Genomic DNA, 22357 nt, shown 5'->3' on the forward strand with positions numbered 1-22357 from the left:
GCACCGATACTCGCGTGCCCTGCACCGCACCCTTGACACCCCCCGAGAAACGAACGTATATTCACCTCAAGTGAATGAGCATTCATTTTGCTCGTGTGCTTTTCGAAATCCGACGCACCCCGCCCCGAAGGCCCCGGTGGTGCCCCAGCAAGGAGTCGACATGGATCTGGCGTTGACGGAGGAGCAGCAGAGTTTCCGGCAACTCGCACGCGAGTTCCTCGACAAGGAGGTGGTCCCGCACCGGGCCGCATGGGACCGCGCCGAATCGGTGGACATCTCGATCGTGCCCAAGCTCGCCGAGATCGGGTTCTTCGGGCTGACCATCCCCGAGGAGTACGGCGGCCTCGGCGGCGACTACATCACCTACTGCCTCGGCATGGAGGAACTCGGCCGCGCCGATTCGGCTGTGCGCGGCATCGTGTCCGTCTCGATGGGCTTGGTGGGCAAGGTGATTCTGTCCCACGGCACCGAGAAGCAGAAGCACGAGTGGCTGCCACGCATCGCTTCGGGTGAGGTGCTCGCATGCTTCGGCCTCACCGAACCCGACAACGGCTCCGACCCCGGACACCTGAAGACCCGCGCGGTGCGCGACGGCGACCACTACATCATCAACGGGTCGAAGATCTTCATCACCAACGGAACCTGGGCGAACCTGTGCCTGGTCTTCGCCCGCACCGGCGGTCCCGGCCCGAAGGGCGTGTCCGCCTTCCTCGTTCCCACCGACACCCCGGGCTTCGAAGCCCGGGAGATCCACGGCAAGCTCGGCCTGCGCGGCCAAGCCACCGCCGAGCTGTACTTCACCGACATGAAGGTGCCCGCGAGCGCGCTGCTCGGCGAGGAGGGCCAAGGCTTCTCGATCGCCATGCACTCGCTGGACAAGGGCCGGGTCTCGGTCGGCGCCGGCTGCGTCGGCATCATCCAGGGCTGCCTCGAGGCCGCCGTCGACTACGCGACGAACCGCAAGCAGTTCGACCGGCCCATCGCCTCGTACCAGCTGATCCAGGACCTGATCGCGGACATGTCCGTCGACGCCGACGCCGGCCGCCTGCTGACCTGGCGGGCAGCCGACCTCATCGAGCGCGGAGAACCGTTCGGCACCGCCGCATCCAAGGCGAAGTACTTCTGCAGCGAGGCTGCGGTGCGAGCCGCCAACAACGCGATCCAGCTCTTCGGCGGGTACGGCTACGTCGACGAGTACCCCGTCGCCAAGTACATGCGCGACGCCCGCGTGATGACCCTGTACGAGGGCACCAGCCAGATCCAGAAGCTGCTCATCGGCCGCGCCGAGACCGGCATCAGCGCCTTCCTGTAGACCGTCCAGGACGGCGGGCCCGGGATCGCCGGCGGAGCCGGAGGGGGGTCGTCGCCACACCGGCGGGTAGTCAGGCGGTAGTAGATCACGCACAACGCTCGGCTGGGGTCTCCCAGTCGAGCGTTGTGCGTGATCGGCCGTAGAGGCCCCGGCCGGGAACCCCGGGCAGGGCCTCGACGCGCACCCTTGACAGAGTGACGCGCGCCACACTACCGTTCTGGTCGAACACAATGAATGAGCATTCATCCACTACGAATTTTTATTCACTCATCGTTGTCGCTCCGACGGGGCCGACCCGCCCCGGCGAAAACTCGCCCCCTGACACACACGGAGTTCTCATGCCCCCTGTCTCGGCCGACTGGACCAGTACGCAGCATCGACGCTCGGTGACGTGGATCGTCGCCCTCGCGACGGCAGCGCTCGTCTTCGACGGATACGACCTGGTCGTGTACGGAACCATCCTCCCGATCCTCATGAAGGATCCGACCCAGCTCGGTGCCGTCTCTGCCGAACAGGCCGGGGTGCTCGGCTCGTACGCCCTGGTCGGGGTCCTGATCGGCGCCCTGCTCGCCGGCGCCTTCGGCGACCGGGTCGGCCGCCGAAAGCTGACACTGATCAGCATCACGTGGTTCTCGGTGGGCATGGCTGCCGCGGCGATGACCCACTCCGTGACGATGTTCGGCGCCATGCGACTGCTCACCGGCATCGGCGTGGGTGGACTCATCGCCACCACCGGCGCGGTGGTCGCCGAGTTCGCGCCGCCCAGCAAGAAGAACATGTACAACGCGATCGTCTACTGCGGCGTCCCCCTCGGCGGTGTCATGGCGTCGCTGCTCGCCCTGCTGCTGCGTGACGCCATCGGCTGGCGCGGCCTGTTCTGGATCGGAGCGCTGCCCCTCGTGATCCTGCTGCCGCTCGTGCTGCTGAGGCTTCCCGAGTCGCCCCGCTGGCTCGTCGCCCGTGGCCGGATCGACGAGGCCCACGCGATCACCGCACGCACCGGCATCCCTTCTCCGACAGCCGAAGAACTCGTCGTCGAGCGGGCGGGCGCCCAGAAGGTCGGATTCGCCGCGCTGGCCACCCGCCGGTACGCGCTCGGCACCGCACTGCTCGGCCTGATGAGCTTCGGCGGCATCATGCTCACGTACGGGCTCAACACCTGGTTGCCGAAGATCATGGAGAACGCCGGATTCGACGCGAAGAACTCGCTGGCATTCCTGTTGGTGCTCAACGGCGGCGCGATCGCCGGCGTTGTGCTCGCCTCCCGGACGGCGGATCGCACCGGCCCGCAGCGGGTCATCGTCGGGACGTTCCTGCTCGCGGTGCTGTCGCTCATCGTGCTCACCCTCGACCTGCCGCTGGCGGTGCTGCTCGGCGCGGTCGCGGCGGCCGGTATCGGCGGGATCGGCACCCAGATCCTCATCTACGGCTTCGTCGCCAACTACTACTCGACCACGGCACGCGCCGCCGGCGTCGCGTGGTGCGCCGGATTCGGCCGTCTCGGCGGGATCTTCGGGCCGCTCGTCGGTGGGCTGATCCTCGGCGCCGGACTGAGCAGCAACATCGCCTTCTACATCTTCGCGGGCATTGCGCTGCTCGGCGCGGGCCTCACCGTGCTGGTGCCCACCCGCCACGAGAGCGTCGCGACAAGCCCGAGCGGGACGCACCGGGCGGCCGAGCCCGCCATGGTGACCGTCGACTGACCGCACCCGGAACGGGGGGCGGGTCCGTGGTTACGGACCCGCCCCCGTTCGTGCGTGGACGTCGGATCCTTGCCCGCTCAGCTCCAGTCGTAGAAGCCGCGGCCGGACTTGCGGCCGAGCTCGCCGCGGGCCACCTTGTCGCGCAGCAACTGCGGCGGCGCGAACCGCTCCCCCAGGGTGCCGTGCAGGTACTCCGCGACGGCCAGCCGGATGTCCAGGCCCACGAGATCCGTCGAGCGCAGCGGGCCCATCGGATGCTTGTACCCCAATTCCATTGCCCGGTCGATCGACTCGGCGTCGGCCACGCCCTCCTCGAGCATCCGGATCGCCTCCAGGCCGAGCAGCACGCCGAGGCGGCTGGTGGCGAAGCCCGGCGAATCGCGCACCACCACGGGCGTCTTGCCGAGCAGCTCTACCCAACCCGCGACGTCGCGCACCAGCGCGTCGGAGGTCGTCTCGGCGCGCACGATCTCCACCAGCTCCGACGCGGGCACCGGGTTGAAGAAGTGCATGCCCAGGAACCGGGACGGGTTCCTCAGGGCGGCGCCCAGCTCCGTCGGCGACAGCGAGCTGGTGTTGGTGGCGATCACCGCGTCGTCGGGCACGACGCGCTCGGCGTCGGCGAGCACGCGCCTCTTCAGGCCGGGCTCCTCGGGCACCGCCTCGACGAGCAGCCGGGTGTCGCCGGGCAGCTCGGCCACCGACGCGACGAACGCGACCCGGCCGGCCACCACGTCGAGCGGATCGACGAGCTTGCCGCGCTCGGCCGCGCGGGAGAGGCTGTCCGTCAGCCGCTTTCGCGCGGCATCCAGGTCGCCGGTCTCGGACACGGTCACGGTCGCGCCGAGCGCGGCGAAGGCATGGGCGATGCCGACGCCCATGCGGCCTCCGCCGATCACGGCAACACGGTCGGGAAGTCCTGTCATCTGCTGGTCCTCTTCTCCAGGAATCGGGTCATGCGTTTCTACCTGTCCACGGCCCCGTACCGCACCGCCCGGGCGGGATCGTCGAGATGATGTGGTCGCTCACAGCGCCTCCACCGCCAGCGACACGCCCTGGCCGACACCGACGCACAGGGTGGCCAGGCCCCGCGCCGCGCCCTCGCGTTCCATGCGGCCGAGCAGGGTGACGAGGATGCGCGCCCCGGACGAGCCGAGCGGGTGACCGAGCGCGATGGCGCCGCCGTCCGCGTTGACGAGGTCCTCGTCCAGGCCGAGTTCGCGGATGACGCCGAGCGACTGGGCGGCGAAGGCCTCGTTGAGCTCGATCGCGCCGATGCCGTCGAGGGTCCAGCCGGTGCGGTCGAGCAGCTTGCGGGTGGCGGGGACCGGGCCGAGGCCCATGATGTGCGGGGCGAGCGCCGCCGAGGCGCTGCCGACGATCCGGGCGCGCGGCGTCAGCCCGTGCCGGCGCACCGCGTCGGCGCCGGCGAGCACCAGCGCGGACGCGCCGTCGGACAGCGACGACGACGAGCCGGCGGTGACGATGCCGCCGGCCCGGAACACCGGCTTCAGGCGGGCGAGTTTCTCCTCGTCGGTCCCGCGCCGCGGGCCCTCGTCCACGTCGACGACGCCGTCGCGCACCGGCACCGGGACGATCTCCTTCTCGAACCGGCCGGCGTCGATGGCGGCGAGGGCGCGCCGGTGGCTGCGGACCGCGAACGCGTCGCTCGCCTCCCGGGTGATGCCGTGCAGGGCCGCGACCTCCTCGGCCGTCTCGCCCATCGACAGGGTGGTCGTGTCGTCGAAGCGCGGGTTGGTGAACCGCCAGCCGATGGCGGTGTCGAAGACGGCGCCGGGCTTGGCCCAGGGTGTGCCGGGCTTGCTCATCACCCACGGCGCCCGGGTCATCGACTCGACCCCGCCGGCGACGACGATGTCGGCCTCCCCGGACCGGATGGCCTGGGCCCCGGAGGCGACAGCGGTGAGCCCGCTCGCGCACAGGCGGTTGACGGTGTACCCGGGGACGGTCTGCGGCAGGCCGGCGAGCAGCACCGCCATGCGGGCGACGTTGCGGTTGTCCTCGCCGGCCTGGTTGGTGGCGCCGAGGATCACCTCGTCGATCGCGTCGGCCGGGACGCCGCTGCGCGCGACGGCCTCGCCGACGACGAGTGCGGCCAGGTCGTCGGGCCGCACCGGGGCGAGCGCGCCGCCGTAGCGGCCCTGCGGTGTGCGGACTCCGTCGACGACGTAGACGTCGATCATCCGTAGATCTCCCTTCCGAAACCGGGGGCCGTGTGACCCTTGACACCCTCCGGTGGTGAATGTACGTTCATAGTTAGTGAAGCACAATTCATCACTCATGAACAGAACTTCAATTCCTGACCCGACCTGCGCTGACGAGGAGTCATCATGACCGTGTTCGAGGACATCACCTACGAGATCGACGGCCCCGCGGCGATCATCACGATCGACCGCCCGCACCGCTACAACGCGTTCCGCGGCAAGACCGTCGAGGAGCTCATCAAGGCGTTCCGCGCCGCGTGGGCCGACAGCCGGGTCTCGGCGATCATCCTCACCGGCGCCGGCGAGAAGGCGTTCTGCACCGGCGGCGACGTCAAGCAGCGCGCCGAGACCGGCGACTACGGCCCCACCGAGAGCGGCATGTTCGAGATCGGCTACCTGCACAAGCTGATTCGCGACATCCCGAAGCCGGTCATCGCCGCGGTCAACGGAGTCGCCGTCGGCGGCGGACACGTGCTGCACGTGCTGTGCGACCTCACGATCGCCTCGGAGAACGCCAAGTTCGGCCAGGCCGGCCCGAAGGTCGGATCGTTCGACGCCGGTTTCGGCTCGGCCTTCCTCGCCCGCGTGGTCGGCGAGAAGCGCGCCCGCGAGATCTGGTACCTGTGCCGCCAGTACGACGCCGCCACCGCCGAGCGCTGGGGCCTGGTCAACTGGGTCGTGCCGCAGGACAAGCTGCTCGACGAGGCCAAGGCGATCGCCGCCGAGATCGCCGAGAAGAGCCCCACCGCCATCAAGTTCCTCAAGCAGTCGTTCAACGCGGACACCGACCACCAGGCCGGCCTGAGCAACCTCGCGATGTCGGCGCTCGACCTGTTCGGCAAGTCCGACGAGGGCCTCGAGGGCGCCAACGCGTTCGCCGAGAAGCGGCCCGCCGACTTCGCCAAGTTCGTCAAGGCCTGATCCCTCCCCATTTCGGATTCCCCGAGAGGACCCCTCATGAGCAACATCGCACTGGTCACCGGCGCCGGCTCCGGCATCGGCAAGGCCATCGCACTGGCCTTCGCCGCACAGGGCGACCGCGTGGTCGCCGCCGACCTCGACCTCGCCGCCGCCGAGGCCACCGCCAAGGAGTACCCCGAGCTGATCACCGCCCTGCCGGTGGACATCGCCGACCGGGCCCAGGTCGACGAGCTGCGCGAGCGCACCCACGCCGAGGTCGGCGTGCCGAACGTGCTCGTCAACGCCGCCGGCTGGGACCGCACCGATCAGTTCCTCAACGCCACACCCGAATTCGCGCAGAAGGTCGTGGCGATCAACTACCTCGGCCCGGTGCACGTGTGCAGCGCCTTCCTGCCCGGCATCATCGAAGCCGGCAACGGCGGCCGCGTGATCAACCTCGCCTCCGACGCCGGCCGCGTCGGCAGCTCCGGCGAGTCGATCTACGCCGGGGCGAAGGGCGGCGTCATCGCGCTGACCAAGTCCCTCGCCCGCGAGATGGCGCGGCACGGCATCAACGTCAACTGCGTGTGCCCCGGCCCCACCGACACCCCGCTGTTCCAGGCGCAGGACGAGAAGCTCAAGGCCGCACTGATCAAGGCCATCCCGTTCCGCCGGCTCGCCCGGCCCGACGAAGTCGCCGCCCCCGTGCTGTTCTTCGCGTCGGAGGCCGCGTCGTTCGTCACCGGTCAGGTGATCAGCGTCAGCGGCGGCCTCACGATGGCCGGCTGACCGCGGACACGCGAGGGAGGACGGACACCATGACCGCGTCGTACAACGCCCGGGCCTACCGGGAGTACTTCGAGAACGACTTCACGTACCTCAACGGATTCCGGCGCAACACCAAGCGTTACGCACACCAGGTCGCCCTGAGCGACCCCGGCACCGGGCGGCAGTGGACCTACGCGCAGCTCGGGGAGCGCGTCGACCGGATCGCGACGGGCCTGGCGGACGCGGGGGTGCAGACCGGGGACGTCGTCGCCTACCAGCTGTTCAACGGCGTCGAATTCGCCGAGCTCTACCTCGCCACGCAGGCCGTCGGGGCGGTCGGCTCGCCGGTGAACTTCCGCCTGGCGGCCGGCGAGACGGCGTTCGTCCTCGACAAGTGCACCCCTGCGGTATTCGTCTACGACACCGAACTCACCGACATGGTGCAGGAGGCGTTGCGGCTCGCAGCGCACACTCCGAGGGTGATCGTGGCCGTCGGCGACGGCGACACCGTCGAAGTCACCGGCGTCACGGTGATGCGGTACCGGCACCTGGCCGCCGACCGCATCGCGCTACCGCCGCTGCATCGCACGGTGTGGGACGAGACCACCCGTCTCTACACCTCCGGCACGACGGGCATGCCGAAGGGCGTGCCGCTCAACAGCATGATCGAGATCTTCAGCGCCCACGACGTGATCATGCACTTCCCGCTCGGCCCCGACGACAAGACGCTCAACATGACCCCGTGGTTCCACCGCGGCGGCCTGCACGCGGGCGGGCCCAACCCGACGTTCTACGTCGGCGGTGAAGTGGTGCCGCTGCGGTCGTTCGACGCCGACCGGGTCCTCGACCTCGTCGCCGCGTACGGACTGACCTTCCTCATCGGCGCACCGACCAATCTCGCCATGCTCGCCGCCGCCCAGGAGGCGCGCCCGCGCGACCTGTCCAGCCTGCGCGGCATCGTCACGATGGGCGCGCCGCTCGAGAAGGAGGCGGCGCTGCGCTACCAGAAGGTGCTCAACCCCCGGATCTTCAACGGCTACGGCACCACCGAGGCCTTCTGGAACACCTTCCTGCGGCCGGCCGACCTGCCCGACCGCGCCGGCAGCGCCGGCCGCGCCTGCACCGACGACGAGGTCCGCGTCGTCCACGTCTACCCCGACCGGCTCGCCGACCCCGACGACGTCGTCGCCCACGACGGCCACGACGTCGGTGAGGTCATCGTCCGCTCCCCCAAGTGCGCCAACGCCTACTTCGACACCCCCGACCAGGAGAGGGCCAAGTTCCACCAGGGTTGGCTGCACATCGGCGACCTCGCCACCTGGGACGCCGACGAGTTCGTCACCATCGTCGGACGCAAGGACGACATGCTCATCTCCGGCGGCGAGAACGTCCACCCGGTGCAGGTGGAAGAGGCACTCAACGCCCATGCGCAGGTGCAGGACTCGCTCGTCGTCGGCGTCCCGGACGAGAAGTGGGGACGCATCGTCGTCGCCTACATCGTCGCCGAGGATCCCTCGCTGACGGTCGATCACCTCGACGCCCACTGCCGCTCCCACCCGATGCTCTCGTCGTTCAAGCGGCCGCGCGCCTACCGGTTCGTCGAGACCCTGCCCGTCTCCCCCACCGGCAAGAAGCTGCATTACAAGGCCACCGAAGCCGCCGCGGCCGAGTTCGCCGCCGGCCTCTTCTCCGCTCCCTCCGACTCGAGGATGACCCGATGAGCACCGCCACCACCCTCCCCAAGTTCGACGCCCTCGACCCGCTCGCCATCGACTCGCTCTACTCCGACGACGAGCTCGCCGTCCGCGACACCGTTCGCAAGTTCTGCGCCGAGCACGTCACTCCGCACATCGCGGAGTGGTTCGAGGCCGGCGACCTGCCCGGCGTGCGCGACCTCGCCCGCGAATTCGGCAAGCTCGGCCTCCTCGGTATGCACCTCGAGGGCTACGGGTGCGGTGGCTCGTCCGCCGTGCACTACGGCCTCGCCTGCCTCGAGTTGGAAGCCGCCGACTCCGGCATCCGCTCCCTGGTCTCGGTGCAGGGCTCGCTCGCGATGTTCTCGATCTGGAACAACGGTTCCGAGGAGCAGAAGCAGCGCTGGCTGCCGGGCATGGCGGCGGGCGAGATCATCGGCTGCTTCGGCCTGACCGAACCCGACGTCGGCTCCGACCCGGGGGCGATGAAGACCCGCGCCCGCCGGGACGGATCCGACTGGGTTCTCGACGGTCGCAAGATGTGGATCACCAACGGCTCCATCGCCGACGTCGCCGTGGTCTGGGCGAACACCGACGAGGGCGTCCGTGGCTTCGTCGTGCCCACCGACACACCCGGTTTCAGCGCCCACACCATCAAGCACAAGCTGTCGCTGCGCGCCTCGGTCACCGGCGAACTCGTCCTGGACAACGTGCGCCTGCCCGCCGACGCGCTGCTGCCCGAGGCCAAGGGCGTCAAGGCGCCGCTGCAGAGCCTGTCCGAGGCGCGGTACGGCATCATCTGGGGCGCGATGGGCGCCGCGCGCTCGGCGTGGGAGGCCGCCCGCGACTACTCGATGCAGCGCACCCAGTTCGGCCGCCCCATCGGCGGATTCCAGCTCACCCAGGCCAAGCTCGCCGACATGGCCGTCGAACTGCACAAGGGCCAGTTGCTGTCGCTGCACCTCGGCCGGCTCAAGGACAGCGTCGGGCTGCGGCCCGAGCAGGTGAGCTTCGGCAAGCTCAACAACACCCGCGAGGCCATCGAGATCTGCCGCACCGCGCGAACCATTCTCGGCGGCAACGGCATCTCCCTCGAGTACCCCGTCATCCGGCACATGGTCAACCTCGAGTCCGTGCTCACCTACGAGGGCACCCCCGAGATGCACCAGCTGGTGCTCGGCCAGGCCTTCACCGGCGAAAACGCCTTCCGCTGACAGGAATCCCACCATGAACGCACGATTGATCCACGACTCCGAGCACCTGCAGTTCCGCGAGGTCGTCCGTGACTTCGTCCGGGACAAGATCACCCCGGTGCACGAGGACTGGGAACGGGCGAGCTGCCTCGACCGGTCCCTGTTCACCGAGGCCGGCAAGCTGGGCCTGCTCGGCTTCCCGGTCCCGGAGGAGTACGGCGGTCCCGGCGTCGACGACTTCCGCTACAACGCCATCCTGATCGAGGAGGTCAACCGGGCGGGCAACGCGGCCGCCGGGATCGCGTTCTCGCTGCAGAACGACGTCGTGCTGCCGTACCTGACCGACATGACCACCGACGAGCAGAAGGCGCGCTGGCTGCCCGGCGCCGTCACCGGCGAGACCGTCCTCGGCATCGCGATGACCGAACCCGGCACCGGCAGCGACCTGACCGGCATCCGCACCTCGGCGGTGCGCGACGGCGACCACTACGTGGTCAACGGCGCCAAGACGTTCATCTCCAACGGGCAGAACGGCGACCTGTTCGTCGTCGCCACCCGCACCTCCGACGACCCGCACAAGGGCCTGACCCTGCTCGTCGTCGAGGCCGACACCGCCGGCTTCTCCCGCGGGCGCAATCTGGAGAAGATCGGCCTGCACGCGCAGGACACCAGCGAGCTGGCCTTCACGGACATGCGGGTCCCGGTCGCGAACCGGCTCGGCGAGGAGGGACAGGGCTTCTACCAGCTCGTGCACAACCTGCCGCAGGAACGGTTGTCGCTCGCGATCGGCGCGGTCGCCGCGGCGGAGGGCGTGTTCGCCGAGACCCTCACCTACGTCAGGGAGCGCAAGGCCTTCGGCAAGCCGGTCTCGAGCTTCCAGAACACCCAGTTCGTGCTGGCCGAACTGGCCACCGAGCTGGATCTGGCCCGCACGTTCCTCGACGACTGCATCGCCGAGCACGTTGCCGGCGAGCTCACCGCCGCCCGCGCGGCGCGGCTGAAGTGGTGGGCCACCGAACTGCAGGTGCGGGTCGCGGACCGGTGCCTGCAGTTGCACGGCGGCTACGGGTACATGCGCGAGTACGCGGTGGCACGCGCGTTCGTCGACGCCCGCATCCAGACCATCTACGGTGGCACCACCGAGATCATGAAGACGATCGTCGCCAAGGATCTCGGGATCTGAGCGGCCGTCCCGAGCGACGAGGAGGACGCCCATGTCGGCCGATCCGAGCGAGCTGCCGATCGACGAGGCCGTGCGCGCGGTCCGTGCGAACTCCCGGCGCAGGCAGATCCTGATCGCTGCCGCGAAGGTGATGCAGCGCACAGGGTTCCATCAGATGTCCATGCAGGCGCTGGCCGACGAGGCGAACGTCAGCGTGGGCCTGCTCTACAAGTACTTCGGCAACAAGGAGGAGATCCTCCTCGCCACCATCACCGCCATCCTGGACGCGTTCCGGGATCAGCTCGAGCCCGCGATGGCGGCGGCCGGCACGGACCCCGTGGAGCGCCTGGCCGCGGGGATCGGCCGGTTCGTCGAGATCGTCGACGAGAACCTCGACGCCGTGGCCCTGACCTACCGCGAGAGCCGCACGCTCGACCCGGCCGGGCGGGAGATGCTCAAGCGGCTCGAGATCGCCACCTCCGCCCCGCTGCGTGCGGTGCTGACCGACGGCATCGACGCCGGCATCATGAACCCGGTCGACGTCGACCTGATGGTCTTCGACCTGGTGCTGCTCGCCCACGGCTGGGCGCTCAAGCACTGGCATTTCGGCCGGCTCTACAGCCTCGACGACTACATCCGGCTGCAGACCCGGTTCGTGCTCAACACCGTTCTGCCACAAGAACACCGAACCCGCTACCGACACCTGCTGGAGTAACCGTGAGCGTCGTCACCACACGCGAAGACCGCGTCGGGATCATCACCCTCGACCGTCCCCCCGCCAACGCCTTCGACGAGGCGCAGGCGGAGGCCCTGGCCGAGGCGGTCACGACGCTGGGCGAGGACCCCGCCGTACGGGCCGTCCTGATCCGCAGTGCCCGGCGGATCTTCTGCGGAGGCGCGGACATCGCGATGATGGAGTCCTGGAGCACGAAGCCCGATCGGGGTGCACGCCTGCGCCGCTTCACCGCACGGCTCCAGGACGTGTTCGCCCGCATCGAGGCGCTGCCGAAGCCCTCGGTGGCCGCCCTCGCCGGTGCCGCCACGGGAGGCGGCCTCGAGTTGGCCCTCGCGTGCGACTTCCGCGTCGCGGGCGCCTCGGTGAAGCTCGGGCTTCCCGAGGTGGGAATCGGGCTCCTCCCCGGTGCGGGGGGCACGCAACGGCTCACCCGGCTGGCCGGTCCGTCGGTGGCGCACCGGCTCGTTCTCGGCGCCGAACTGGTCACCGGCCGTGCGGCCGAACGGCTCGGAATCGTGCAGTGGGCCACCGACGCCGACGTCGAGACCGAGGCCCGAGCCTTGGCCGATCGACTCGCGCAGCTGCCGCCGGCCGCCTACGCGTCCGCCAAACGCTGCATCGTCGCAGCTCGGGGCGATGAGGGGTTCGCCCGAGAGCTCGACGAGATCAGCCGGTTGATCGAGACGCCGGACACCGTCCGCTTGCTGGAAGGATTCGTCGCGCGCGCCCGGTAGCCCGGCGTGCGGGCCGTCGCGGGATGTCCGCCGCCCGGGGCTGCGCCGGACGACCCGCCCGGATCACTCGGTACTGTGGATCCGACCCAGCGGCGACGAGGAGCACCACCATGACCACCGACCACGACGCGCTACCCGTGGACGAGGCCGTGCGAGCCGTGCGCACCAGCTCCCGCCGCAAACAGGTGCTCGACGCCGCGGTGACGGTCATGCAGCGGACCGGGTTCCACCAGATGTCCATGCAGGCGCTGGCCGACGAGGCCGGGGTGAGCGTGGGGCTGATCTACAAGTACTTCGGTGGCAAGGAGGACGTCCTCCTCGCGACCATCCTCGCGATCCTCGACGCCTTCCGCGACCAGCTCGAACCGGCCATGGACGCCGTCGGCGACGACCCCGTCGAGCGGCTCGCCGCCGGGATGCGCCGCTACATCGAGATCGTGGACGAGAACCTCCACGCCACGGTGCTCACCTACCGGGAGAGCCGCACCCTCGACGACGCCGGACGCGCCCGGATCAAGGAACTCGAGGTGGAGTCCTCGGCGCCGCTGCGCGCCGCGCTCGACGCGGGGATCGATGCGGGCGTGATGAACCCGGTCGATGTCGACCTGATGGTCTTCGACATCATGCTGCTGGCGCACGGCTGGGCGCTCAAGCACTGGCACTTCGGGGCCATCTACACGCTCGACGAGTACATCCGGCTCCAGACCCGCTTCGTGCTGAACACGCTCCTCCCGGCCGAGCGCCGCGACGACTACGCGCAGTTGCTCACGTAGCCGACACGGGAAGCAGGTCGCCGCCGAGAGGTAGCGACCAGCGCGCCCCGCGCACCGTCTCGATCGCGTCGTGGCGGGAGGTCGGCATGATGCCGGGCAGCAGCAGCGTCCACATCTGGTCGATCCGCTCCTCGAGGTCGACGCGCCCGGCGAGGACGTCGGACAGGAGCTGCACGCCCGTGAACGCGGAGATCACGAAGTGCGCCAGCATCGACGGATCGAGGTGGGCATCCAGGTCGCCTTCCTCGACGGCACGACGGCCGAACGCCTCGCAGGCCGTGATCCAGTCCAGGTACGGCCCGGCGGGCTTGTCGAGACTGCCGAGTTCGAGGGTGAGCCGGATCCCGGCGCGCACGACGGGGTCCTCGATCATCTGCCGGCCGATGCCGTGGCACAGCATCACGATCTGTTCGAGGGTCGACGCCTCGGTGCCGGCGATCGCATCGACGAGCGCGATCGAGCGGCGGTGCTGCTCGGCGACGATGGCGCCGGCAAGGTCGATCTTCGACGCGAAATGGAAGTACACCGCCCCCTTGGACAGTCCCGTGTCGCGGAGAATGTCGGCGAAGCTGGCGCCGTGGAACCCTCGTTCGTCGAACATCGCGGCGGCGGCGCGCACGATCTGCTGCCGGGTCACTGCGGCGCGGACTTGCTTGGCCACTCACTCACCTTTCTCGCGAGGCGGATTCCGACGAGACACCTCGGCCCGAGGCATCCGACGTACATCCCCTCGACAACCCCCGACCGACACACCGCCGACTCCCCCTGGGCGGCCCGCCGGGATCTGCGTCGATCCCGGCGGAAGGCACCAGCCACCTTAACAAGACCGATCGACCGTTCAACGAAGGGTGGACGGCACCGGCGTGCCCGCCCCGCTCCCCCTCGGCAGCACGGGCCGATCGGCGGCCCCGGCCTATCCGGCGCCGAGGGCCTTCTTCGCCGCGTCCTGCGCCTTGTCGACCTGCTCGGCGTACTTTCCGCCGGTCTTGCGGTCCGCGAGATCACCGGCCTTCTCGATCGCCTCGTCGACCTTGTCGGGGTTCTGCGCCGCGAACTCCTTGCCCTTGTCGACCAGCCCCTTGACCGAATCCATGAAACCCACGTCGCGTCCTTTCGTCCGAATGATCGAGCGGGCCAAGCCTGCCACAGCAGGTCGCGACCGGACGTGGGGCCGGGTCCGACGCCGCGCTATCGGACGTCGGGTCCGGGAGCCGGGCCGGGTCCGGCAGCCGGACCCGGTCCGCGACCTTCGGTGCCGAGAGTCTTCTTCACCGCTTCCTGCGCCTTGCCGACGTGCCGGGAGTACTTTCGGGGCCCCTTCGTCCGGGCGAGATCGCCGGCCTTGTCGATGGCGTTGTTCACCGTGTCCGGGTTCTTCCGGGCATAGTCCTTGCCCTTGTCGACCAGGCCCTTGAGCGAATCCATGAATCGCATCGGGTCCATCCCTTCTCTGTGCAATGGTCGGACCGTCACCAGCGTGCCACCGGTGGACGCAGAGCGGGAGATCCCTGTCGGGACCTCCCGCCGAAGACCTGCACTGCTACGAGCTGCGCGGGCCCGGCTGCGCCTGCGGACCGGGATCGGACTCCGGGCCGGGCCGTCCCGCGGGACCCGGAGTCGCACCGGGAACGGGATGGTCCGCGGTACCGAGGTGCTTCTTCGCGGCGTCCTGCACCTTGTCCACGTGCTGGGCGTACTTGCCGCCCGTCCGGGCATCGGCGGCGTCGCCTGCCTTGTCGACGAACCCGCCGGCCTTGTCGGGGTTCTTCTCCGCGTACGCCCTGCCCTTGTCGACCAGGCCCTTGATCGAATCCTTCAAACCCATCTGCCGCTCCTTCCGTTCGAGGGATCGATGCCTCAGCGTGCCACCGCGGGCCGGTTCCCAAACCTGCCGCGGCGGCGCAGTGTCCCCGTCCCCGGCCGGGCCGGGGCAGTGCCCTCGTCCCCGTCAGTGCCGGGGCAGTGTCCTCGTCCCCGGCCGGGCCGGGGCAGTGCCCTCGTCCCTGGCCGGGCCGGCGCAGTGCCCTCGTCCCCGTCAGTGCACGCCCGGCAACAGGTCCTCACTGGCGGCGAACAGCCGGCGGTGCTCACCGTGGACTCGCCCGGTCACCCACCACGAGACCTCCACGAGGACCACGCCGATCGCCCCGCACGTGAACGCCGTGACCATTGCGCCGACGTTGGAGATGTCGAGGGCGAAGAACTCGCGGGCGAAGGGGAAGGCGAACAGGACCAGGTACCCGAGCACCGAACCGGCCAGCAGCACCAGTTTCCACATCACGTACGGCCGCGCCACCACGGCGAGCACCCACAGCGCGATCATGATCAAGGTGATCAGCGCCGCGGTGCCGGCCTGCATCTTCTGCGCCTCGGTCTGCTCGGGCCCGGCGTACACCAGGATGTAGCAGACGTACGTGCTGATCCCGATGATCACCCCCGACGGGATCGCCAGGCGCATCACCCGCGACACGAAGCCGGAGCGGGCCCGCTCGTTGTTGGGGGCGAGCGACAGGATGAACGCGGGGACTCCGATGGTGAACCACGCCGCGATCGTCACGTGCCGCGGCAGGAACGGATACGGCATCGGCTCGTAGCCGAACACCTGGGACAACGCGCCCGAGAGCCCCACGAGGAACGCCAGCAGTACGGAGTACACGGTCTTGGTGAGGAACAGGTTCGAGACCCGCTCGATGTTGCCGATCACCCGCCGGCCCTCGGCGACGACGTAGGGCAGGGTGGCGAACTTGTTGTCCAGCAACACGATCTGCGCGACCGCACGGGTAGCCGGGCTGCCGGAGCCCATCGCGACCCCGATGTCGGCGTCCTTGAGCGCCAGCACGTCGTTGACCCCGTCGCCGGTCATGGCGACGGTGTGCCCGCGCGACTGGAGGGCTCCGACCATCGCCCGTTTCTGGTCGGGCCGCACGCGACCGAAGGTGGTGGCCGAGTCGAGGGTGTCGGCGAGCCGGTCGCGGTCCTCCGGCAGGGTGCGGGCATCGACGGGGTGATCGGCGTGCGGCAGGCCGAGCGACGTCGCGACCGCGCCGACCGACACGGCGTTGTCGCCGGAGATGACCTTGACCTCGACCTGCTGGCTCGCGAAGTACTCGAGGGTCGGCTTGGCGTCGGGCCGGACCCGCTGCTCGAGCACGACGAGGGCCTGCGCGGTGACCGTGCCGGGGGCGTGCGGGTCGTCGACGGGACGGTCGCACCGGCCGAGCAGCAGCACCCGCAGCCCCTGCGCCCCGAGCGCCTCGGCGCGCCGGGCCGCCTCCGAGCCGGGATCGAGCAGCACGTCCGGTGCGCCGAGCACCCAGTCGCCGTGGTCGCCGTACGACTGGCCGCTCCACTTCTTCGCCGACGAGAACGGGGCGACGGCGGTGGCCTCTCCCCAGCCGGGGTCGTCCGGCATCGCCTCGCGGACGGCGAGGACGCTGGCGTTGGGACGCGGGTCGTCCGCGGCCATCGCCGCGAGCGCGGCACGGGCGGCCGTCTCGTCGCTGCCGTCGACGCACACGACGTCCGCCAGGCGCATGCCGTTCTCGGTGAGCGTGCCGGTCTTGTCGGCGCAGACCACGTCGACGCGGGCGAGGCCCTCGATGGCCGGCAGTTCCTGCACGAGGCACTGCCGGCGACCGAGACGGATCACGCCCACCGCGAACGCGATCGACGTCATCAGCACCAGGCCCTCGGGGACCATCGGAACGAGCGCGGCGACCATGCCGCTGAGTGCCGGGCCGAGCGCCTCGCCGCTCGAGAACAGCTGGTTGTAGATGATGAGCAGGCCCGCCGGGATCATCAGGTAGGTGATGAATTTCAGGATCTTGTCGATGCCGGCGCGCAGTTCCGAGTGCACGAGCGTGAACTTGCTGGCTTCCTCGGCGAGCCGGGCTGCGTACGCGTCACGGCCGACCTTCGTGGCCCGGTAGGCGCCGCTGCCCGCCGCGACGAAGCTGCCCGAGAGGACGTGTGCGCCGAGCTCCTTGTGCACAGGATCGGCCTCGCCGGTGAGCAGCGACTCGTCGAGTTCGAGCCCCTCGGCCTCGACGACGAACCCGTCCACCACCGCCTGGTCGCCGGGGCCGAGTTCGATGATGTCGTCGAGCACCACCTCGCGCGGCGGGAGCTCGGCCACCGCCCCGTCCCGGCGCACGAGAGGCTTGGCCTGGCTGACGATCGCGAGCCTGTCGAGGGTCCACTTGGCGCGGATCTCCTGCACGATTCCGACGGCGCTGTTGAGGATGATCAGCAGGCCGAACATGCCGTCGATGATCGAGCCGGTGGCCAGGACGATGGCCAGCAGGACGGCCAGGATCGCGTTGATGCGGGTGAAGACGTTGGCGCGGACGATCTCGCCGACCGACCGCGACGCCCGGTCCGGCACGTCGTTGGTGGCGCCCCGGGCCACGCGTTCGGCGACCTGCTCGGTGGTCAGGCCCAGCTCGATGTGCCGCGCGTCGGTCGGGGGCGCGGCCGCCTGGTCGGCGACGGCGGTGGGCTCCTCTGCTGCCATGGGAATCAGGCTAAGCCACCCGCTGCGCTCCGCCGCCGTGCCGTGACGCGCCTCGCGCCGGGCTCAGCTGTCCGGGCGGACGAACTCGGGCTGGTCGAGCACGCGCAGCCAGCTGCCGTCAGGCTGGCGGCGGGCCACCTGGGCCCGGGCGCCGGCGCCGTCCTTCGGCGGGGTGGCGGTCAGCGCGAGGTCGCCGCTGATCAGTGTCGGCAGCGGCGGCTCGGGTTCGAAGTGGGGCGCGTGTTCCAGCACCTGCTCCCACAAGCGGCGGATGGCCTCGCGGCCCACCGTGCGACCGCCCGGCGGGTAGGCCATCACGGCGTCCTCCTCGTACAGTGCGGCGACACCCGCCGCGTCGCCGGCGTTGGAGCGCTCGACGAACAGGCGGGTGAGATCCTCTGGCTGCCAAGCCTTCTCTGCGTCGGACACGGTCATCCTCTCCAGGAACGGAAGCGGGACACCTCCAGCCTCCGACCCGCAGAGTCAGAAGTCCAACAGATTGTTCTGATCGGAACTAGAATCCGGGGTTATGGAACTGCGGCAGCTCGAGTACTTCGTCGCGGTGGCCGAGGAGGCGAACTTCACCCGGGCGGCCCACCGCGTCCACATCAGCCAGTCCGGGATCAGCGCCCAGGTCCGCCGGCTCGAGCACGACCTCGGCGCCGCCCTGTTCGACCGCTCCACCCGCACCGCCACCCTGACCACGGCCGGGGAGGCGGCCCTGCCGCACGCCCGGGCCGCGCTGGCGTCCGCCGCGGCCGCCCGGCAGGCGGTCGAGGAGGTGACGGCACTGATCCGCGGACGGCTGGTGGTCGGCATGGTCACCGCCTGCACCGTCACCGGGCTGTTCGACGCGCTCGCCGCGTTCCACCGCGCGCACCCGGGGGTCGAGATCACCCTCGTCGAGGACGCCTCCGACCGGCTCGTCGAGCGGGTCCGCTGCGCCACCGTGGACCTCGCCCTCGTCGGCTCCGCCGGCAGCCCGCCCCCGGGCCTCGAGGCGCTCACCCTCGTCAGCGAACCGATCGTCGCGGCCGTGCCGCCCGGTCACCCGCTGACCGGCCGCGCCCGCCTCACGCTCGCGGACGTGTGCGCGCACCCCGTCGTGTCCATGCCCGAGGGCACCGGGATCCGGACCGTGTTCGACCGGGCGTGTGCCGCCGCCGGCCTGCGCCCCGACATCGCCCTGCAGGCCAGTTCCCCGGACACCGTCGCCGACCTCGCCCTCCGCGGGCTGGGCGTGGCGATCCTCAGCCGCTCGATGACCGCGCACTTCGAGGGCCGGTTGTGCGGGCTCACCCTGGACGACGCCACCGGGCCCGCGGTGCTGTCGCTGATCTGGTCCGATACGGACGCTCCGGCCCTGCGCGAACTCGTCCGGCACAGCCGTCGCGCCTTCGCCGTCGCAGGGACCTAGGACACTTCCCCGGCGGCGGCCCGCGGCCGAGAATGGGCACGGGCCGGCGAACCGGCCGGAGTCGAATCCACGACGACAGGGGGCGGACATGAATCTCGAGGACCTGATGGCCAAGGCACGCGACACGGTCACGGTCAAGCGCGTGTACTCGGAGCCGGTCGAGAAGGACGGCCTGACGGTCATCACCGCGGCCGTGGTCTCCGGCGGTGCCGGCGGAGGCGGGGGGTACTCGCCCGACGGGGAGAACGGCGAGGGCGGCGGCTTCGGCGTCGGGGCTCGCCCGGTGGGCGCGTACGTCATCAGCGGCGGCAAGCTGTCGTGGCAGCCGGCGGTGGACGTCAACCGCCTGGTGCGTACCGTCGCGAGTGTGGCGATCGCCTTCCTCGTCACGCGGGCGCTCGTCGAACGCAAGCGTGCCGCTACGACGCGCTGACACCGCTCACAGCGTCGCGAGGACGAACGACAGCACGAATCCCGCGGCGGTGCTCAGCGCGACCGTGGGACCGCCCTTCTCGTAGGCCTCCGGCATGAGCGTGTCGGCCAGCGACGCCAGCACCGCGCCCGCCGCGAACGCCAACGGCAGGGAGATCGTCTCCGGCGGGGTCACCGCGAGCGGCCCGGCCCCGACGACGACGGCGACGGTCAGCAGCGTGGCGCACGCGACCCACATCCCGAGGATGTACCCCCGGGACCGGCCCTGAGCGCGCATGGAGGCGCTGCCGACGAGCGACTCCGGGAAGTTGGACACGAAGATCGCGACCAGCAGGGCGAGGCCGCCGGTGCCCTCCCCCAGGGACACACCGAGCGCCACGTTCTCGGGCACCCCATCGAGCGTGACCGCCGCCAGCAGCGCCAGCCCGGCCGCCCCGCTCACCGAGGACGACGACGGCGCGGTTTCCTCGGCGGCCGCGTCGACGTCGAGTTTCTCGCTGCCGTGGTCCTTCTCCCGCCGGCCCTCGGCCACCCGGTCCAGCCACGCGCTGAGCACGGTGAACACGAGCGCGCCGACGACGAGTCCGATCGCCGCGCGCCAGATGCCGCCCTTCTCGTACGAATCCTCGAACAACTCGAACGACAGGGCGGTGATGAGCGCGCCGGCGGCGAACGCCAGCATCGCCGCGAGAACGCGTTTGGGGATCTCCACCCATCCGCCCACCAGGGCACCGAGCACCAGCGCGCTCGAGGCGATGATCCCGAAGAGCAACGATTCGACGATGGCCCCGCCCTCCCTCCGACGCTCCCCGACGGACGGCGGGATACCCGCTGCGGCGGCCCGGAAACCCCTACCGGCCTGGAAACCCCTACCGGCCCGGGGTCAGCCGAGCGGAACCCACCACGGATCCTGCGAGCCCGGCCGCAGTGCGTCGACCCGCTGCCCCGGCATCGGCACGGCCGTGGGCACCCCCTCCTCCCGAGCGGCCGGCAGGAGCCGCGCGATCGGCTCCGACCACGCGTGGAAGGCCAGGTTGAAGGTGCCCCAGTGCACGGGGACGAGCAGGCCGGGGTGGTCGCCGCCCCCGAGATCGAGGTGGGTGCGCACCGCCTCCTCCGGGTTCATGTGCACGTCGGGCCACCGCGGGTCGTACGCCCCCCACCGGCAGCAACGTCAGATCGAACGGGCCGTAGCGGTCCCCGATGCCGGCGAAGCGGGGCGTGTAGCCGCTGTCGCCGCCGAAGAACGCGGTTCGCGTCGGCCCCGCGATCACCCACGACGACCACAGTGTGATGTTGCGGATCAGGCCGCGTCCGGAGAAGTGCCGCGCCTCGGTGCACGTGACGGTGAGCGCGCCCACCTCGGTGTGCTGGTCCCAGTCCAGCTCGACGATCCGGTCGGCCGGGATCCGCCACCGGCGCAGGTGCGCGCCCACGCCGAGCGGCACCAGGAACCGGGCCTCGCGCTGCGTGGCCGCGAGCGCCTCCACGGTCTCGCGGTCCAGGTGGTCGTAGTGGTCGTGGGAAATCACGACGGCGTCGATCGGCGGCAGTTCCGCCAGTTCGACCGGCGACGGGTGCAACCGGGCCGGACCCACGGCCGGCGACGGCGAGACCCGCTCGCTCCACACCGGGTCGGCGAGGATCCGGTGGCCGTCGATCTCGAGGAGGACGCTCGAGTGCCCGTACCAGGTGACCGCCAGTTCCGCGGCCTGCACCGGCGCGAGCTGCGGCGCGAGCGGCACCGCGTCGCGCGGCGTGCCGGAAGACCGTCGGGTGAGCATGTCCTTGACGAGGCTGCCGCCGGCCTCGGGCAGCACCGTGCTGCTCGGCTCCGAGTTGTGGAACCGGCCGTTCCGATACCGGGGTGAGCCGGCGGCGTACGGGCGGATGTCCGCCGGAGTCGCGCCGATCGAGCCGGGGACGCCGCGGGCGGCGCGCGCCACCCACAGCAAGCCGGCGCCGGCGAGGGCGGACGAGGCGGTCTGCTTGACGCTCACCCCACCACTGTAGAGGGGCGCGGGCGCGCTCAGCGGCCGCGGAAGACCGGCTCCCGGCGTTCCGCGCGGGCGAGCCGGGCCTCCTGGACGTCCTCGCTGAGCCACGCCGCGGCCAGCGCGGCCGTCTGCTCGGGCGACGGCTCGTCGCGGGTGCCGTCGTCGTTGAGGAACAGCTTCATCGCGTGCAGCGACAGCGGTGCGAGCTTGGCGATCTCGTGTGCCCAGGACTGCGCGGCGACGAGGTCGCCGATCCGGTTGGCCAGGCCGCGGTCCACGGCCTCGTGGGCGTCGACCGGCTCGGCGGCGAGCAGCACGGCCCGCGAGGGGCCGCCGCCGAGCAGGGAGGCCAGCCGTCGTACCGTCCACCGGTCCACCGAGATACCAAGGCGCGCCGCGGGAATCGCAAAGCGAGCACCCGGCGCGACGACCCGCAGGTCCGCGGCGAGAGCGAGCTGGGTGCCCGCGCCGATGGCGGGGCCGTTGATCGCGGCGATCACCGGCACGGGCGCCTCCTGGATGGCACGCAGCATCTCGCCCAGGCTGTCGAGGAATCCCTCCGCGTAGACGTCCCCCGACAGGTCGGCGCCGGCGCAGAAGCTCGAGCCCCGGCCGGTGATCACGACCGCACGCGCACCCCCGTCGAGCGCCTCCTCGAGTCCCTCCCGGACCTGGACGCACAGCTCGGTGTTGAGCGCGTTGCGGCGCTCCTCGCGCCGCAGTTCGAGCGTGACCACGTCGCCGTCGCGGCTGATCCCCATCATGTGTGCTTCACCTTTCGTCGCCGGCACGCATCAT

22 protein-coding genes and 1 pseudogene are annotated in these 22357 nt (G+C 70.6%); 12 read left to right on the top strand and 11 right to left on the bottom strand.

The genetic code is table 11. The features are described 5' to 3' along the window. Nucleotides 1-160 precede the first annotated feature (160 nt). Both JYA75_RS25430 and JYA75_RS25435 read left to right on the top strand, forming a co-directional pair. Nucleotides 161-1312: an acyl-CoA dehydrogenase family protein gene (locus tag JYA75_RS25430; RefSeq protein ID WP_050034730.1), complete on the top strand. Its 1152-nt coding sequence runs from the start codon at nucleotides 161-163 to the stop codon at nucleotides 1310-1312. A 338-nt stretch (nucleotides 1313-1650) separates the two neighbouring features. Then, nucleotides 1651-3015, top strand: a complete 1365-nt coding sequence (locus JYA75_RS25435; protein WP_044476512.1) for an aromatic acid/H+ symport family MFS transporter — start codon at nucleotides 1651-1653, stop codon at nucleotides 3013-3015. Nucleotides 3016-3092: 77 nt separating this feature from the next. On the opposite strand, the gene JYA75_RS25440 is transcribed toward JYA75_RS25435, so the two are convergent. Then, on the bottom strand, nucleotides 3093-3941 hold the full coding sequence (locus JYA75_RS25440; protein ID WP_029541920.1) for a 3-hydroxyacyl-CoA dehydrogenase family protein: 849 nt from the start codon (nucleotides 3939-3941) through the stop codon (nucleotides 3093-3095). Between the two features lie 99 nt (nucleotides 3942-4040). Continuing rightward, nucleotides 4041-5219, bottom strand: coding sequence for a thiolase family protein (locus tag JYA75_RS25445; protein WP_043797757.1), 1179 nt, complete (start codon nucleotides 5217-5219; stop codon nucleotides 4041-4043). Between the two features lie 147 nt (nucleotides 5220-5366). On the opposite strand from JYA75_RS25445, the gene JYA75_RS25450 reads away from it, so the two are divergent. The 8 genes from JYA75_RS25450 to JYA75_RS25485 all read left to right on the top strand — a co-directional run bounded on the left by JYA75_RS25450 (nucleotide 5367) and on the right by JYA75_RS25485 (nucleotide 13200). Continuing rightward, nucleotides 5367-6161 carry an enoyl-CoA hydratase-related protein gene (locus tag JYA75_RS25450; protein ID WP_006941059.1) on the top strand — a complete coding sequence of 265 codons (795 nt, stop codon included), beginning with the start codon at nucleotides 5367-5369 and terminating at the stop codon, nucleotides 6159-6161. A 36-nt stretch (nucleotides 6162-6197) separates the two neighbouring features. Beyond that, on the top strand, nucleotides 6198-6929 hold the full coding sequence (locus JYA75_RS25455) for an SDR family oxidoreductase (RefSeq protein WP_006941061.1): 732 nt from the start codon (nucleotides 6198-6200) through the stop codon (nucleotides 6927-6929). Between the two features lie 29 nt (nucleotides 6930-6958). Next, nucleotides 6959-8629, top strand: a complete 1671-nt coding sequence (locus JYA75_RS25460; protein WP_006941062.1) for an AMP-binding protein — start codon at nucleotides 6959-6961, stop codon at nucleotides 8627-8629. Continuing rightward, the gene (locus JYA75_RS25465) at nucleotides 8626-9816 is read left to right on the top strand and encodes an acyl-CoA dehydrogenase family protein (protein WP_043797761.1); all 1191 of its coding nucleotides are present in this window, start codon (nucleotides 8626-8628) and stop codon (nucleotides 9814-9816) included. The genes JYA75_RS25460 and JYA75_RS25465 overlap by 4 nt, the downstream gene beginning before the upstream one ends. Nucleotides 9817-9829: 13 nt before the next feature. Then, nucleotides 9830-10978 (top strand): acyl-CoA dehydrogenase family protein, encoded by a 1149-nt coding sequence (locus JYA75_RS25470; RefSeq protein WP_006941064.1) that lies wholly within the window; start codon nucleotides 9830-9832, stop codon nucleotides 10976-10978. Nucleotides 10979-11009: 31 nt separating this feature from the next. Next, complete coding sequence (locus JYA75_RS25475; RefSeq protein ID WP_050034726.1) at nucleotides 11010-11672, top strand: TetR/AcrR family transcriptional regulator; 663 nt, start codon at nucleotides 11010-11012, stop codon at nucleotides 11670-11672. A gap of 2 nt (nucleotides 11673-11674) precedes the next feature. Further along, nucleotides 11675-12427: an enoyl-CoA hydratase/isomerase family protein gene (locus JYA75_RS25480; RefSeq protein ID WP_185713780.1), complete on the top strand. Its 753-nt coding sequence runs from the start codon at nucleotides 11675-11677 to the stop codon at nucleotides 12425-12427. 110 nt (nucleotides 12428-12537) lie between these two features. Beyond that, nucleotides 12538-13200 carry a TetR/AcrR family transcriptional regulator gene (locus JYA75_RS25485; protein WP_029541912.1) on the top strand — a complete coding sequence of 221 codons (663 nt, stop codon included), beginning with the start codon at nucleotides 12538-12540 and terminating at the stop codon, nucleotides 13198-13200. Here JYA75_RS25485 and JYA75_RS25490 read toward each other — a convergent pair. From JYA75_RS25490 to JYA75_RS25515, 6 genes are all read right to left on the bottom strand, one after another. Further along, the gene (locus JYA75_RS25490; protein ID WP_185713781.1) at nucleotides 13193-13861 is read right to left on the bottom strand and encodes a ScbR family autoregulator-binding transcription factor; all 669 of its coding nucleotides are present in this window, start codon (nucleotides 13859-13861) and stop codon (nucleotides 13193-13195) included. The genes JYA75_RS25485 and JYA75_RS25490 overlap by 8 nt on opposite strands. A 252-nt stretch (nucleotides 13862-14113) precedes the next feature. Then, complete coding sequence (locus JYA75_RS25495; RefSeq protein WP_006941081.1) at nucleotides 14114-14302, bottom strand: Rv0909 family putative TA system antitoxin; 189 nt, start codon at nucleotides 14300-14302, stop codon at nucleotides 14114-14116. An 86-nt stretch (nucleotides 14303-14388) separates the two neighbouring features. Beyond that, a complete protein-coding gene (locus JYA75_RS25500; protein ID WP_161996925.1) occupies nucleotides 14389-14634 on the bottom strand; it encodes an antitoxin in 246 nt (81 codons plus the stop codon). Nucleotides 14635-14740: 106 nt separating this feature from the next. After that, nucleotides 14741-15025 (bottom strand): antitoxin, encoded by a 285-nt coding sequence (locus tag JYA75_RS25505; RefSeq protein WP_185713782.1) that lies wholly within the window; start codon nucleotides 15023-15025, stop codon nucleotides 14741-14743. A gap of 210 nt (nucleotides 15026-15235) precedes the next feature. Further along, entirely contained in the window at nucleotides 15236-17713 is a 2478-nt protein-coding gene (locus JYA75_RS25510) for an HAD-IC family P-type ATPase (protein ID WP_065922925.1), read from the bottom strand. A 63-nt stretch (nucleotides 17714-17776) separates the two neighbouring features. Further along, the gene (locus JYA75_RS25515; protein ID WP_006941088.1) at nucleotides 17777-18142 is read right to left on the bottom strand and encodes a nuclear transport factor 2 family protein; all 366 of its coding nucleotides are present in this window, start codon (nucleotides 18140-18142) and stop codon (nucleotides 17777-17779) included. A gap of 100 nt (nucleotides 18143-18242) precedes the next feature. Here JYA75_RS25515 and JYA75_RS25520 point away from each other — a divergent pair, with 100 nt between their 5' ends. Continuing rightward, nucleotides 18243-19130, top strand: a complete 888-nt coding sequence (locus JYA75_RS25520; RefSeq protein ID WP_043797769.1) for a LysR family transcriptional regulator — start codon at nucleotides 18243-18245, stop codon at nucleotides 19128-19130. Nucleotides 19131-19218: 88 nt separating this feature from the next. After that, the gene (locus tag JYA75_RS25525; protein ID WP_006941091.1) at nucleotides 19219-19563 is read left to right on the top strand and encodes a hypothetical protein; all 345 of its coding nucleotides are present in this window, start codon (nucleotides 19219-19221) and stop codon (nucleotides 19561-19563) included. 6 nt (nucleotides 19564-19569) lie between these two features. On the opposite strand, the gene JYA75_RS25530 is transcribed toward JYA75_RS25525, so the two are convergent. The 3 genes and pseudogenes from JYA75_RS25530 to JYA75_RS25540 form a co-directional block, all read right to left on the bottom strand. Beyond that, nucleotides 19570-20334, bottom strand: coding sequence for a hypothetical protein (locus JYA75_RS25530; protein WP_006941093.1), 765 nt, complete (start codon nucleotides 20332-20334; stop codon nucleotides 19570-19572). 111 nt (nucleotides 20335-20445) lie between these two features. After that, nucleotides 20446-21562 (bottom strand): annotated as a pseudogene (locus JYA75_RS25535) (MBL fold metallo-hydrolase). Between the two features lie 29 nt (nucleotides 21563-21591). Further along, nucleotides 21592-22323: an enoyl-CoA hydratase gene (locus JYA75_RS25540; RefSeq protein WP_029541887.1), complete on the bottom strand. Its 732-nt coding sequence runs from the start codon at nucleotides 22321-22323 to the stop codon at nucleotides 21592-21594. Nucleotides 22324-22357 lie beyond the last annotated feature (34 nt).

The sequence above is a fragment of the Rhodococcus sp. PSBB066 genome (assembly GCF_017068255.1).
Lineage (GTDB): Bacteria > Actinomycetota > Actinomycetes > Mycobacteriales > Mycobacteriaceae > Rhodococcus > Rhodococcus aetherivorans.

What these genes read in the sequence shown, in the direction of transcription:
- JYA75_RS25430 (WP_050034730.1), top strand. Translation starts at nt 161, where the DNA reads ATGGATCTGGCGTTGACGGAGGAGCAGCAGAGTTTCCGGCAACTCGCA.
- JYA75_RS25435 (WP_044476512.1), top strand. Translation starts at nt 1,651, where the DNA reads ATGCCCCCTGTCTCGGCCGACTGGACCAGTACGCAGCATCGACGCTCG.
- JYA75_RS25440 (WP_029541920.1), bottom strand. Translation starts at nt 3,941, where the DNA reads ATGACAGGACTTCCCGACCGTGTTGCCGTGATCGGCGGAGGCCGCATG.
- JYA75_RS25445 (WP_043797757.1), bottom strand. Translation starts at nt 5,219, where the DNA reads ATGATCGACGTCTACGTCGTCGACGGAGTCCGCACACCGCAGGGCCGC.
- JYA75_RS25450 (WP_006941059.1), top strand. Translation starts at nt 5,367, where the DNA reads ATGACCGTGTTCGAGGACATCACCTACGAGATCGACGGCCCCGCGGCG.
- JYA75_RS25455 (WP_006941061.1), top strand. Translation starts at nt 6,198, where the DNA reads ATGAGCAACATCGCACTGGTCACCGGCGCCGGCTCCGGCATCGGCAAG.
- JYA75_RS25460 (WP_006941062.1), top strand. Translation starts at nt 6,959, where the DNA reads ATGACCGCGTCGTACAACGCCCGGGCCTACCGGGAGTACTTCGAGAAC.
- JYA75_RS25465 (WP_043797761.1), top strand. Translation starts at nt 8,626, where the DNA reads ATGAGCACCGCCACCACCCTCCCCAAGTTCGACGCCCTCGACCCGCTC.
- JYA75_RS25470 (WP_006941064.1), top strand. Translation starts at nt 9,830, where the DNA reads ATGAACGCACGATTGATCCACGACTCCGAGCACCTGCAGTTCCGCGAG.
- JYA75_RS25475 (WP_050034726.1), top strand. Translation starts at nt 11,010, where the DNA reads ATGTCGGCCGATCCGAGCGAGCTGCCGATCGACGAGGCCGTGCGCGCG.
- JYA75_RS25485 (WP_029541912.1), top strand. Translation starts at nt 12,538, where the DNA reads ATGACCACCGACCACGACGCGCTACCCGTGGACGAGGCCGTGCGAGCC.
- JYA75_RS25500 (WP_161996925.1), bottom strand. Translation starts at nt 14,634, where the DNA reads ATGCGATTCATGGATTCGCTCAAGGGCCTGGTCGACAAGGGCAAGGAC.
- JYA75_RS25505 (WP_185713782.1), bottom strand. Translation starts at nt 15,025, where the DNA reads ATGGGTTTGAAGGATTCGATCAAGGGCCTGGTCGACAAGGGCAGGGCG.
- JYA75_RS25510 (WP_065922925.1), bottom strand. Translation starts at nt 17,713, where the DNA reads ATGGCAGCAGAGGAGCCCACCGCCGTCGCCGACCAGGCGGCCGCGCCC.
- JYA75_RS25520 (WP_043797769.1), top strand. Translation starts at nt 18,243, where the DNA reads ATGGAACTGCGGCAGCTCGAGTACTTCGTCGCGGTGGCCGAGGAGGCG.
- JYA75_RS25525 (WP_006941091.1), top strand. Translation starts at nt 19,219, where the DNA reads ATGAATCTCGAGGACCTGATGGCCAAGGCACGCGACACGGTCACGGTC.
- JYA75_RS25540 (WP_029541887.1), bottom strand. Translation starts at nt 22,323, where the DNA reads ATGATGGGGATCAGCCGCGACGGCGACGTGGTCACGCTCGAACTGCGG.